The sequence below is a fragment of the Streptomyces sp. AC627_RSS907 genome, from assembly GCF_019049165.1.
This window is the reverse complement of the sequence record NZ_JAGMUE010000089.1, coordinates 24,697-37,204: the sequence shown is the minus strand read 5'-3', so window position 1 is coordinate 37,204 and position 12,508 is coordinate 24,697. Positions and strand designations below refer to the sequence as shown.

Genomic DNA, 12,508 nt, shown 5'->3' with positions numbered 1-12,508 from the left:
GCTCAGATACGACGTCTCGGTCGAAGTCCTGACCCGGGGACACCACCCCCGGACAGCCGCCGTCACGGCCCATCTGAAGCACTGCCCGCAATGCCGGCACGTCTACGACGACCTCAGGGAAACAGCAAGCCTGCTGTCCCTGCTCGGCCCGGACAGCGGCCCACCCGACGACACCACACCACCCACACCCGCACCACCCCCCGAACGACGCACAGCAACCACACAGCGAAAACCCCGCGGCAACCACCCCTCACCCGACACCCGCCGCACACGGTGCACACCCACACACCGACGGACCGAACCCACCGGCCCCCCACACACCCACCACCCATGACCCACTCCCCCACCACACCACCCGACACAGAAACACGAAGGACGACATGCCCGGCTCATATCACACACTGATAGTCGGCGCGGGAATCGCCGGCCTGACCCCCGCCCTCCGCAACTTCGTCCTACGCCGCGCAGCTGACAGGCTCTACGACACGGCCTTCGCACCACTACGCGACACACCCTGACACCACACCCCACACACGCACCCCCTACGCAGGAGGAACTCCCGCCTGGCGTCCGGACCCGCGCCTCTGGCGGAACCCGGTGAAGCAAGGCTCAGGGAAGGCAGGCGGGTGGGTCCGGAACGGCCTGTGGTGTGCCGTGGACGCCCGCCGCGTCACCGCAGCATGCGCCGAGGAACCCGTCCGCGGAACGCGGGGCGGCAACGGCACGGCAGAGACCTGGCCCGCCCGGCCCGGTCCGACCAAATACCCGAGGTCCGGGAGGCCGTCGACGTGCCCTCAACCGGCCGTCCCCCCTGCGGCTTCCGCCGTCAGAGACCGTCGGCGGAACTCGGAGCGGCAACCGGTGGGGTCGGCGTCTGGCCCGCCGGGTCCGGAACGGCCTGCGGTGTGCCGTGGACGCCCGCCGCGTCCCCGAGCCGGCCCACGGGCAGCCAGATGTAGACGATGCCGTCCGGAGCGACCAGCAGCCCGCCGTGGACGGCGGCACAGTGCGTGCCGATGTGGCGGGCTGCCTTGCGTGCCGACAGGCCGGTACCGGCCAGGGCGATGCGCAGCATGCCGGGTTCGCGCCATACGGTCACGTGTACCGTGCCGCTTCCCGCCGCGCTCAGACAGGCCTCCACGATGTGGAACGCCGCGAGGTCGACGTCGCCGGGCAGTTCGTCCGTTGCGCCCGGTGAGCGGTGCAGCACCACCGGTCGGCCCCGGGCACGGTTTTCCCGGCATAGGACTTCCAGGTCCGCGGTGGTGCGCTGGGGCGCGAGTGCGGCGGCCTGCTGGGTCCGCCGCAGCCCGTCGAGAAGCGCGCGCATGCCCGCCAGCGCCTTGCGGGCCTCATCGGCAACCTGCTCCAGCCGGCCGTTCTCGGCGTGCGCGATCATCTCGCCCGTGTGGTGCAGCACGGCCTTCTCCAGTCCTGCTGCCATCCGGGCCCGCTCGGCGTGGGCCGCGGCCTCCTTCTGCCACCTCGACGCCTGCACGACGCCGTCCTCGCGCAGCACCACCCTCAGGCGGTAGCGGTATACCGCCCAGCCGGACGTCCCCGCCGCGCCGAGGACCGTCACCAGCCCGGCCGCCACCAGCAGGGTGATGTAGGTCCCCGCGAAGATGTCGGCCCGGTACCCGTCGATGTCACCGTCGGCCAGTGCTGTCGCTGTCACCAGTACGGTGTGTACGGCAGCCGTGAGGAGCACGGCCGGCCAGGTGGGAACCGCCCGCGCGAGGCGTGAGGGCCCGGTCGGCTGCCGGCCGTAGGCGCCCACGGCGTAGACAGTGGTCGATCCGACCAGCATGCCGCAGACCAGCGGCGCCCACGCCGGCACGGCGGCCACCCCGAGCATCGTGAGCGCGGGGTACGGCACGGCGGTGACGAGGCAGACCACGGTGACCGCCCACGGGGCACGACGCCGCCACAGCAGCGGGACGGCCTGGACGACGCACAAGGCCGCCGTCAGCCAGGCCGTCGCCGAGCCGGGCGCAAGGAGCGTCACCGCCGCCGGCGCGGCGCAGGCCACCGCGCCCGCCACGGCGGCGTCGGCGGCCCGTTGCTCTGCCGGGAAGTTACGCCGCCGCGCGTCGGGCGGCGCGAGCGGTCCGGAGGGGTCCGGAAGGGACGCGCGGACCACCCAGCCCCCATCGTCGTCCGGGCCGGCCGAGACAGTTCCGCCCACGGATTCCGCGCGCTGCCGCATACCGGCCAGTCCCCGGCCGGAGCCGACGGAGGAGACCCCGTGGGAAGGGGAGAGGCGGGGGGCGCCGTTCGCGATCTCCACCTCCAGGTCCGTCCCCACGCGCTCCACCCGCACGGAAACCGCGGCCCCGGGTGCGTAGCGCAGGGCGTTGGTGAGCGCCTCGCGGACGATGCCGTGGGCGGCGGTCGCGGCCAGTCCCGCCAGGTCGGGTGCCAGCCGTACGACGATGGGCCGTCCCAGTCTGCTGAACCCCGCGACGAGCTGTTCGATGTCGGCGGTGGTCAGCCCGGAGTCGGGTTCCTGCTCAGAATTCAGCAGGGCGACCAGGCGGCGCAGCGCGGTGATCGTCTCTCGGCCCGTGCGCGCGGAGAACTCGGCCGCCTCCACCACCAGTTCGGGACGTCGCTCACCGAGTCGGCCTGCGGCGTCCGCCGTGACGACGACCGAGGTCAGATGGTGTGCGGTGACGTCGTGCAGTTCGCGGGCGAGGCGGTCGCGTTCCGCGGCGGCCGCCTGCTGTTCCTCAGTGGCCGCCCGGCCCATCTCCTGGCTGCTGCGCAGGCGCTCGTCACGCCAGTGCCGCCTGGTCAGACCGGCGCCGACCGCGGCGGCGCACTGGGTTACGACGAGCAGCAGACCGGCCGTGCCGGTGTCCTGTGTCAGCGGCTGGAGCGCGGCCAGGCCCGCCGTCGCCACGGCCGCCGCCGACAGGCTTCGGCGGGGATCCAGCCGGACCGCGCAGGAGTACAGCGCCACCAGCACGCACTCGGTCTCCACCAGGGTCGCATGCACCTGGCCCTGCCACAGGTAGGCCACCGCGGCGGCCAGCAGCACGCCGGCGAGGGCCCGTTCGGGGTTGCGCAGGCGGGCGCCGAGGAAGAGGACCGAGGCGAGCAGGACGGCGACGGCGACGGCCAGAGCCGCCGGGGTGCGCGGTGCCGGAGAGGGGATCTCCGAACTCCACAGGCTCGCCTGGGCCGCGGTCAGCAGGCCGGGGACGGCCCAGCGTCGGAGGTACTGCCCTCGCCGGGTCTGCCACAGAGAGAGTCGTGGGGACGGTGGGGTCACACGGCTGCCGGTTCAGGCTCGGTTCCGTCCGCAAGCGGGTACTTCTCCACCCGCTGGCGCACACCGTAGGCCGCGTCCTCGGCGAGGAAGTGGCCCGTGGTGCGCAGTCCGGTGGTCAGGTCCTCGCCAGTGACGGTGAAACCGCCGTGCGGTCCTGAGAGGTCCAGCGTGCCGCGGAACGCCAGTTCGCGTCCGTCGGTCAGGACACGGGTGACGGTCACCCGGTCCCCGGTGCGCAGGCCCGGGAGCGGGTGCCGGTCCGCAACCGTGGTGCCGTCCATCTTCTCCTCCTGTGCCGCCGGTGCGATTCGGCCGTTCGTGTGAGGGCGCGGCATGCCGCCGGGAGCTGTCGCGTTCACTGTCCGCATCCCCCGCGGGGCCTCAGGTTGCAGGTCATCAGCGCTCCGACTGCGGAAGGGAGGTCGGCGAGGCGGTCCACCGGCCCCACGGCGCGACGCAGCAGACCCCGTCCCGTCAGGTACAGCGCGACCGCCGCGGCCCCCAGGAACAGGGGACACGTCGACCGCCGGGATGTTCTTGTCATGTTCGCTACTCCTGTCGGGGTGGTGCACGGCGGAGCCGTCGTCCTCTGCAACGGCGGGACCGCCGATCCGGTTCACTGTCGCGCACTCGGTCCGCCGCACGGCCCGGTTGGCCCGAAACGAACGGCGGCGGGCGCGGTTGCGCGAGGGTGGACCCCCGCCGGCCGTCACCGGGCGGCCGACGAGACATAGACGGGAGAGGCTATGAAGGCTCTGCAGTTCGTACGTCCCGGCGAGGTGCGCTGGCGTGACGCGCCGGCACCCGCCCTGGAGCGACCGGACCAGGCGCTGGTGGCGCCGGTCGCCGCGACCGCCTGCGACCTGGACCGGGCCGCGGTCGCGGGCCGCACCCCGTTCGCGGGGCCCTACGACCTTGGGCACGAGTGCGTCGCCCGCATAGTGGAGGTGGGCGAAGACTGCGCCGGGCTGAAGATCGGTGACCTCGTCGTCGTCCCCTGGCACATCGCGTGCGGCATCTGCGAGCAGTGCGGCGCGGGACGGCCGACGCACTGCTCCAGCACACCCGACTTCGCAATGTTCGGCCTGCCCCTGGGCGGGCGCTGGGGCGGTATGTTCAGCGAACTGCTCCGCGTGCCCTGGGCCGCCGCAAACCTGGTGCCCCTGCCCCCAGGCCTGGAACCGGCGGCCGCGGCGGCGGCATCCGACAGCCTGACCGACGCCTACACCGCCGTGGCCGCGGGCCTCACCACGCGCCCCGGCAGCCCGGTCCTGGTCACCGGCGGCCTCACCCACGCGCTCTATGCATGCGCGTTCGCCCGCGCCCTCGGCGCCGCAGAGGTGGTCTACCTCGACACGGACGCGCGGCGGCAGGAGATCGCCGCCGGGTACGGAGCCCGGACCGTGGCGGACGCGAAGGATCTCGGCCGTGAGCGTTTCCCGGTGACAGTCGACGCCTCGGCCTCCCCCGAGGGCCTGACGGCGGCCGTGCGGGCCACGGCTCCCGGAGGGCACTGCCACAGCGTCGGCATCTACTTCGACCCGGTACCGCTGCCCCTGATGACGATGTACATGACCGGTATCACCCTGAGCACCAGCCGACCCGACATCGGTCCACACCTGCCGGCCGTGCTCGACCTGCTCTCCACCGGCCAGGTGGACCCCCTGCCCGCCTACTCCGTCACCGTGGCCTTCGCCGACCTTCCGCAGGCGCTGACGAAACTGCCTGCGAAGCCACTGGTCGTCTTCGAGTGACGCACCGCGTCCCGTGACCTGAGTCACCGCCATGGCAGAGGCGTGCGCGTGGCCGCACACCCCCTCTGCCCCGCCGTCCGCGCTCCCCGCCCGCACCGCGACCGCCGGGGGCACGGACGGGAGGGCAGGGGCGGACGATGCGGAATGAACCGGAGGCACGGCACAGGCGTTGAGCGCTGTAGAGCCCTCTCCGGGACGCTTCAACGAAGGCATGGCCATGACTCACCGACAGGACGGACCACGGCACGAGCCGGAAGCAGGTGCGTTTCCCGAGGATCCGCTCTCTCACGCCCTGTACATCGCCGCACGCGCGTCGGCATCCCTGTACCGGCCGCGACTGGCCGGACTGGGTCTGACCCAGCCGCAGTTCCTCGTCCTGCAAGTGCTCTGGAAACACGGCGCCGTGACCTCACAGCAGTTGGGCGAAGAACTGCACCTCGATTCCGGAACCCTCTCCCCCCTGCTCAGGCGGATGGAGCAGGCAGGCCTGGTCAGCCGGCGGCGAGCGAGATGGGACGAGCGGCTCGTGGAGGTGGTCGCCACGCGGCAGGCCGAAGCACTGCGGGAGCCCGCCCGGCACGTCGCCGAGGCGGTGCGCGCGGAACGTCCCCCGCTCTCGTCCGCCTACGAGGACCTCGTACGGGTCCTGTACGAGCTGGCCAGCCCGCCTCAGGAGACCCCGGACGAGGCCCCGGCCACGGCTGCCTGACCGCCCGCGCGGCGCTCGTCCACACTGATGCCCCCGACACGGGTCCGGACAGGCGCAGTGAACCGAAACGGGAACCACGTCGTAGAACCGGTCGAACACGGCAATCACGGTCGGCCGTCCCCCAGCGGCTCCCGGTTCACGCGGGATCACACCGCGCGGTGGGCGGGGCTCCGCCCCCCCCAGCACTGTGTCCGGCGATACAAGCCCTCTCACTCAGGCGGTTCCCATGCACGACACCACCTCCCGTCCCGCTCTCAAACTCACGCTGACGACCCTGCTCAACGAGCTGCCGGGAGCGGACGACTACCTCTTCTGGCACCTCCTCGACACCGTCGGCTACCCCCAGTCCGTCTACCGCGGCCATGTCGTCGTCGAGCCCTACAGCGACGGCTCGACCTTCCGGTGCCTGCGCCGCGGTGTGGAACAGTTGACGCTGCCCGACGGCAGCGAGTCCGCGGTGGACGACCTGTGCGCCCTGCTGTCACGCCTGTTCGCCGACGCGGACCCCGCTCTGGTCACCTTCCTCGACAGATACCTCGCCGAGCGGGGCCAGCCGGAGTGGTCGGCCGAGCAGTGGCTCGCCTCGCTGCGGGACGTCCTCGCCCGGTTGTCGCCCCCGCCCGTCGTGGCGGCCCTGCGCCGCAAGTGGTCCGTGGCGGACACGCAGCAGACCCCGCTGCAGGGCCACTCAATCCTGAGGGACTCGACCGCCTCCTGAACGGGCGGACAGGAGCGGACGCGGCACCGGTCGGAAACGGGCCCGGTCGCCGCGCCCGGCCCACCGAACCCTCCGTCAGCGGTCCCGCAGGTGACTGCGGCGTCCCTCACGGTCGAAGATACCGAGGACGTCCGCCGGGCCCTCAGTGGCCCCCAGCGCGTGCGGAAGCATGGTGGAGAACTCCGCCGCCTGCCCCTCCTCGACCCGCAGGCGCCGTTCACCAGGAGCAGCAGGGCCGTCCCCGACAGGACGGTGAACCACTCCCGGCCCAGGTGCGCCTTGAGGGCGGACAGCTGCTCGGGCGGCGGTTCCGTCAGGCGCATACGGGCCACGGTGAGGCCCGTGTCCCCCTTGAGGGCCCACTGGAGCAGCCCGCGGGCGGCATCTCGGGTGGGGTGCGCAATCACGTCCTCGGTACCGCTCTCCACGAGTTGATCCAGAGAAGTGCCCAGTGCGCGGGCGATCACGGTCAGCTGGTCCAAGGCGATGCGACGGTGACCGGTCTCGATGCGACTGAGGGTGGAGGGGCTGACATGACAACGAGCACCCAGTTCGTCCAACGACCAGTCGTGCGCGGCCCGCAGCGCACGGATGCGCATGCGTACGAGACTATTGAGATCACCAGTTTCTTGCTTCATACGCAACTTCGTATGCGTCCGCGGCATATCTCATCTAGCCTGGCCACATGGCTCTCCACACCTCCCCCTCAGCCCACGCCGGCCCCGGCCACCACGAGCACGGTCACGGACACGCCGCGGACGCGGCCGACGCCCTCGCCGAGGCACTCGACCTGGATGCCGAACTGTTCGGGTTCCACCTGACGTCCGCCTTGGACTCACTGGCAAGTCTGCTCGATGACCGCGTCACCGCAATCGTCGACCTGGGAGCGGGCAGCGGCACTGGCACCCTCGCACTGCTGGAACGCTTTCCCGGCGCCACGGTCACCGCTGTCGACACCTCACCCGCGATGCTGACCAAGACCGCGGCCAAGGCCCGCGCACGCGGCTTCGGGGAGCGAGTGCGCACCCTGAGGGCTGACGCCGGACGAGAGCTGCCCGGCATCGAAGGTGCCGACCTGGTCTGGGCCGCGTCCTCCCTGCATCACCTGGACGATCCGGCTGCAGCGCTCTCCTCGGTCCGCGCGGCGCTGCGTCCAGGAGGTCTGCTGGCCGTCTCCGAGATGGACGGGATGCCGCGTTTCCTGCCCGAGGAGGCCGTTGCCGAGCGGCCTGGCCTGGAGGCCCGCTGCCGCGAGGCCCTCAGCGCCCTGCACGCCGAGCAGGTGCCGCATCTGGGCGCCGACTGGGGCACGCTGCTCAGGCAGGCGGGTTACATCGTGGAGGCGGAACGCACCGAGCAGCTGAAACTGACTGCTCCCCTGCCCGCGGCCACCGGGCGCTATGCCCATCTCGTTCTGGAGCGGGTGCGCAGCGCCGTGGCCGACCGGCTCGAAGCGGCGGACGTCGCCGCACTCGACACGCTCCTCGACGGCGGCCCGCACGATGTGCGGCACCGCGATGACCTCCAGGTGCGCTCGACCCGTCAGCTGTGGGCGGCGCGCCTGTCCGCCGCCGGTTCCTGAGACCGGCGGCGGACGAAGCCTCGTGCGTCAGTCGCGGGCGGCGAGCTCCCGCGCGCCGTCCATCGCCGTCTGGTGCGAGGCGGTCGCCATCTCCTTGAACCGGGCGAGTCGCGGCACGTGTGCGGACTTGGTCATCTCGGCGTGCAGGAAGGTCAGGTCGTCGGTGAGGCCGATCATGCCGAGCGCCGAGCGCAGGTAGCGCTCCTGGTGATCGCAGTCGTGGCGCGGGGTGCCCGGACCGTAGGCGCCGCCCCGCGCCGAGGCGACGACGACTTTCTTGCCCTTCAGCGGCCCCTCGCCGGTCTGTGGGTCGACGATGAGCGGTGCGATCAGGACCCGGTCGAACCACGCCTTGAACGTGGACGGCACCGAGAAGTTGTACATCGGAACACCGAGGACGATCGTGTCCGCGGCCAGCAGCTCCTCGACCAGCGGCCAGGCGACCGCCCAGCTGTGCGCCTCCGCTCCGGGAAGCGCGGCGTTCCTGGCGGTCTCCAGGTCGCGTATGCCCTCGGTCTCCAGACGGTGCATGACCGCGATCTGAGGGGCGTCGATGTGCGGCACTGGGTCGGCTGCCAGGTCGCGGTACACGTAGGTCCCCTCGGGCGAGCTGCTGCGCCAGGCAAGGGCGAACTCGCGGGAGATCTCACGCGAGACCGACTCCGGACGCGGGCTGGAGTCGATGTGAAGCAGGGTGGGCATGAGGCTTCCTTTCCCCTCAGGTGTAAGTGAAGTTGACGGTGCTGCTGGACGTACGAAAACTCACCGACCGGACGTATCCCGCCCTGGCCGTTGACCGCCCCCTGGCCCGCACCTGTGCGCCGAGGCCGGGCCGGTCCCGGACGGACTGTCTGGCATCGCCGTTCCGCAGGCGGTTCCCGGTCTGGTCGCCGCCGGCTCGGGAGTCGCTCTCGGGCCCGATCTGGTGCCGGACGGTACGGACCACCCGGCGGCAGGACCCCTGCTGCCGGGAAGTGATCCGGCACCCGGACCACAGTGGTCCTCCGCGCGGGCGCCTGCGGCATTCCGCCGATCGCGGCGCTGCTGCCCCTGATCCGCAAAACGGCAGCCGGTCGGCTCAGGCCGAACCCGTGACCGTCCGGCGACGCGGATCAGGCGGCGAGGCGGTGCCGCTCAGACGGGGCAGTCGATCTGTCCTCGAGGACACGCAGCCGCCGGTACACCGGACCGAGCAAGCTGGCCACAACGACTCCGCAGGCGAGCTGAAAGGACCAGCGCAGCCAATCGTCGACCGTCTCGTCACGGCTGACAAGCAGATGGGCGAGCGGATGCGCCACGAGCGCGCCGGCGGGCACCATCCACCAGGGGCCACCCGGCCGGCCCCGCCCGAACAGGAGGATGCCCACCGCGAGTGTGGGCACCACGATCATCAAAGCGGGCACGTTGAGATGCATGTCGGGTGTTGCCTCCTGGAGACCGGCCTGGCTGGGCTGCCCGGCACTAAGCCTCGCTTGTCACGTTCCGGAGCGCGGTTCGGTTCACCGGCAGCCACAGCGGCCGGGTAGTGAACCCTTCCGGCACGCGAGCCGTTTCAATGGGATGCGGGGGTGCCCCGACACGGTGTACGACCCCGCGGCGCAGGCGGCCACCGCGTCCGCCCTGCCTTGCCGACGCCGGTCACGTACGGCGTCGAAGCCCGTCGCAGCCCGGTCCGGCGTCCCGGACACCCCGCGTGAGGAAGGTTCCATCATGATCGACAACTCGGCTCCGGCCGACCCTCACCTCACGGACGCGGCTGCGATCGCCTGCGTCCGGGCGTACGCCCTGCTCGCCACGGCCCAGACCGACGGGCAGGCGGTCCGGACGGGCAGCACGACCCGGATCGTCACCGGCGTGCCGATGGCACTGCTCAACGGCGTCTTCCACACGGACGTGCCGGCCGATCCGCAGGCGGTGGCAGCCCAGATCCGGTCGGAGTCCTTCGGGGACCTCCCGTGGAGCATCCAGGTGCGGGGGCGCGACACCGACCCGCTGCTGGAGAAGGAGGCGGGTGCGCACGGTCTGGGCCAGCGGCATGACATCACGTTCATGACGCGCGACTTGAGTGATGCGGACGCCGCGTTCCGCCCAGACGACGGAGTCGTCGTCCGCCCGCTCACCGGTACCGAGTCCGCCATGTTCCTTCGCCTGGTGGCAGCCGGCTTCGAGGCCCCGCAGGAGATCTTCGCGCGGTTCGCCACCCCAGCGGTGCTCGACCACCCGGCCATGCACGCCTACGTGACGGAGGTAGACGGCATCCCCGTGGCCTCCTCGTTCGGCGTCCACCTCGACGGACTGGTCGGCGTGTTCAACATCGCCGTCCCGCCCGAACACCGACGCCGCGGATACGCACGGACGGCGACGGCCGCCGTTCTGCGCGCGGCACGGATCGACGGTGCCCGCGCCGCCTACCTGCACCCGACCCCTGCGGGGCTCCCCGTCTACCTGGGCATGGGCTTCCGCACCGCCGAGCATTGGACCGCCTTCAGCCGGTGATCCGGCCGCCCGCCGCCCGAAGAACACCCCGCCCGTCCGCCGCCCCGGGCACGGGCGGCCCGGCATGTGCCTGCCGCGCCCTCCGGCTGTCGTCGCGGGCGCGGCGCCTGCGGCCCGGGCGGGCGCCGGGCAGTGCCGCGGCCCCGTCGTCCGTCTCGTCCACCACTGTGCGGCGGACCGGGTCGCGCCGGCGACTTCGACCCCCTTCCCCCGGTGCCCCTCCCGCACCGGGGGGAAGGGACGTTTCACCGGGCCCGGGCGCGGACCTGTCCGTCACTGCCGTACCGGGCGCCACGGCCCGCGGCGGCCGGAAACCACTCAGGTCCCGTCACCGTGTCAGCTGCTCAGTGGCGCCTCGTTCAGTTCGTGGCGCCGGAGGATGCCGACCGTGGCGTCGATGCCGGCGGCCAGGCGGCGCCGGCAGGTGCTGAAGGGAAGCCCCAGCCGCTCAGCGGCGGCCTGCTGGGTGGGCACCGCCTTGAAGTAGGTGGTGTCCACGGCCCGGTGGCGTTTGCCTCGGTTGCGGTGGTCCTGCAACAGCAGTCCCGCGGCCAGTTCCAGGACCAGTTCCGACTGGGCTCGGCACTCCAGTCAAGAAAAGGACGACCAGGCTGCCAATCGCCGGAAGAAGGGCTCGGCTGGCGGCCGGCCACCGGCCTTCGACGCGCACCGCTACAAGCAGCGCAATACTGTGGAGCGCTGCTTCCAGAAGATCAAGACCTGGCGCGGGCTCGCCACCCGCTACGACAAGTCGCCCGAGAGCTACGAGGCAGGACTTCACCTCCGGGGATCGCTCATGGGGCTGAAGCACCTCATCTCAACCGCATGATCCGAACCCCAAACACCTCCTAGTAGTGCTTGGTCAGGTTCGGAGTGGGTGGGTATGTCGCGGTGGCAGGTGGGGCAGGCGCCGGTCCAGAGGGCGAGGAGTGTCTGCAGCTCGCGGACGACCTGGTAGAGGCTCAGACCTGCGCCGCGTCTTTTGGGGCTCGTGCCAGTCGTTGCAGTGTGCAGAAGGCATGCGCGACGGAGACGAGGGTGACGTGGTGGTGCCAGCCGGTCCAGGTGCGGCCCTCGAAGTGGGCAAGTCCCAGGACCTGTTTCATCTCCCGGTAGTCGTGCTCGATGCGCCAGCGGAGCTCGGCGAGGCGGACCAGTGTGGTCAGGGGCATGCCGGGGGGGCAGGTCGGGGACAGCCAGTACCGCACCGGCTCGCTCTCGCCGGCGGGCCATTCGGCCAGCAGCCGGCATGCGGGCAGTTCCGGGCCGTCGATGTGCTGGCGGACCTCGCGTCCGGCAGGCCGGATGCGCAAGGCCACGAAGCGGGAGTACATCCGCTTGCGGCCCGAGCGGCCGGTGCCGGGCCGGGAGCCCTCCCGCCACTGCACCGGCCTGGCCGCCTTCCGGCCCGCCACGATGACCAGTTCCTTCACCGACCGCGGCTTGTCGGGATACTTCGCCACCGGCGGGCGTCCCATCCCGGAGTACGGCTCGGCCACCAACGCCGCGTCGGCGCTCTGGGCGGAGAGCGTGGCGGAGATCCCCACCACGTAATTCAGGCCGCGGCTCTGCAGTCCGTGCCTGAACGCGGCGGCGTCCCCGTATCCGGCGTCCGCGACGGCCAGCGGTACCTCGAGTCCCCAGGAACGCGTCTCATCGAGCATGTCCAGGGCCAGCTGCCACTTCTCCACGTGCCCGACATCGTCCGGGATGCCGCAGGCGGTGCGGCGGGCGACCTTGTCCGCATCGGCCTTCGGCGAGGCAGGATCCCAGGTCTGGGGCAAGAACAGCCGCCAGTTGACCGCCGCAGAGGCGTGATCGGACGCGAGGTGGAGCGAGACGCCGACCTGGCAGTTGGTGACCTTGCCCGCTGTTCCGGTGTACTGCCGCGACACACATGCCGAGGCGCTTCCGTCCTTGAGGAACCCCGTGTCGTCGGCGAAGGAGGGCGGTTCAGGTCGTCCTACCCCCA

10 protein-coding genes and 2 pseudogenes are annotated in these 12,508 nt (G+C 71.7%); 5 read left to right on the top strand and 7 right to left on the bottom strand.

All coding sequences use genetic code 11. The features are described 5' to 3' along the window. Positions 1 to 826: 826 nt before the first annotated feature. A complete protein-coding gene (locus KUM32_RS19790; RefSeq protein ID WP_217143261.1) occupies positions 827 to 3,277 on the bottom strand; it encodes a histidine kinase in 2,451 nt (816 codons plus the stop codon). After that, on the bottom strand, positions 3,274 to 3,558 hold the full coding sequence (locus KUM32_RS19785; protein ID WP_217143260.1) for a hypothetical protein: 285 nt from the start codon (positions 3,556 to 3,558) through the stop codon (positions 3,274 to 3,276). Before KUM32_RS19785 ends, KUM32_RS19790 begins: the two co-directional genes overlap by 4 nt. Before the next feature lie 465 nt (positions 3,559 to 4,023). Here KUM32_RS19785 and KUM32_RS19780 point away from each other — a divergent pair, with 465 nt between their 5' ends. From KUM32_RS19780 to KUM32_RS19770, 3 genes are all read left to right on the top strand, one after another. Beyond that, a complete protein-coding gene (locus KUM32_RS19780; RefSeq protein ID WP_217143259.1) occupies positions 4,024 to 5,031 on the top strand; it encodes a zinc-binding dehydrogenase in 1,008 nt (335 codons plus the stop codon). A gap of 217 nt (positions 5,032 to 5,248) precedes the next feature. Continuing rightward, a complete protein-coding gene (locus tag KUM32_RS19775) occupies positions 5,249 to 5,740 on the top strand; it encodes a MarR family winged helix-turn-helix transcriptional regulator (protein ID WP_217143258.1) in 492 nt (163 codons plus the stop codon). A gap of 226 nt (positions 5,741 to 5,966) precedes the next feature. Beyond that, complete coding sequence (locus KUM32_RS19770) at positions 5,967 to 6,458, top strand: hypothetical protein (protein ID WP_217143257.1); 492 nt, start codon at positions 5,967 to 5,969, stop codon at positions 6,456 to 6,458. Between the two features lie 75 nt (positions 6,459 to 6,533). On the opposite strand, the pseudogene KUM32_RS19765 reads toward KUM32_RS19770, so the two are convergent. Continuing rightward, positions 6,534 to 7,096 (bottom strand): annotated as a pseudogene (locus KUM32_RS19765) (helix-turn-helix domain-containing protein). Positions 7,097 to 7,143: 47 nt separating this feature from the next. On the opposite strand from KUM32_RS19765, the gene KUM32_RS19760 reads away from it, so the two are divergent. After that, positions 7,144 to 8,040, top strand: coding sequence for a class I SAM-dependent methyltransferase (locus tag KUM32_RS19760; protein WP_217143256.1), 897 nt, complete (start codon positions 7,144 to 7,146; stop codon positions 8,038 to 8,040). 27 nt (positions 8,041 to 8,067) lie between these two features. Here KUM32_RS19760 and KUM32_RS19755 read toward each other — a convergent pair whose 3' ends face one another. Together KUM32_RS19755 and KUM32_RS19750 are read right to left on the bottom strand one after the other, a co-directional pair. Next, a complete protein-coding gene (locus KUM32_RS19755; RefSeq protein WP_217143255.1) occupies positions 8,068 to 8,742 on the bottom strand; it encodes an FMN-dependent NADH-azoreductase in 675 nt (224 codons plus the stop codon). Positions 8,743 to 9,152: 410 nt separating this feature from the next. Beyond that, a complete protein-coding gene (locus tag KUM32_RS19750; RefSeq protein WP_217143254.1) occupies positions 9,153 to 9,455 on the bottom strand; it encodes a hypothetical protein in 303 nt (100 codons plus the stop codon). Positions 9,456 to 9,750: 295 nt separating this feature from the next. On the opposite strand from KUM32_RS19750, the gene KUM32_RS19745 reads away from it, so the two are divergent. Then, positions 9,751 to 10,536 carry a GNAT family N-acetyltransferase gene (locus KUM32_RS19745; protein ID WP_217143253.1) on the top strand — a complete coding sequence of 262 codons (786 nt, stop codon included), beginning with the start codon at positions 9,751 to 9,753 and terminating at the stop codon, positions 10,534 to 10,536. Between the two features lie 336 nt (positions 10,537 to 10,872). Here KUM32_RS19745 and KUM32_RS19740 read toward each other — a convergent pair whose 3' ends face one another. Then, complete coding sequence (locus tag KUM32_RS19740; protein WP_217143252.1) at positions 10,873 to 11,034, bottom strand: hypothetical protein; 162 nt, start codon at positions 11,032 to 11,034, stop codon at positions 10,873 to 10,875. Between the two features lie 464 nt (positions 11,035 to 11,498). Next, positions 11,499 to 12,473: pseudogene (locus KUM32_RS19730) on the bottom strand (IS701 family transposase); the annotation flags it as partial. Positions 12,474 to 12,508: the final 35 nt, after the last annotated feature.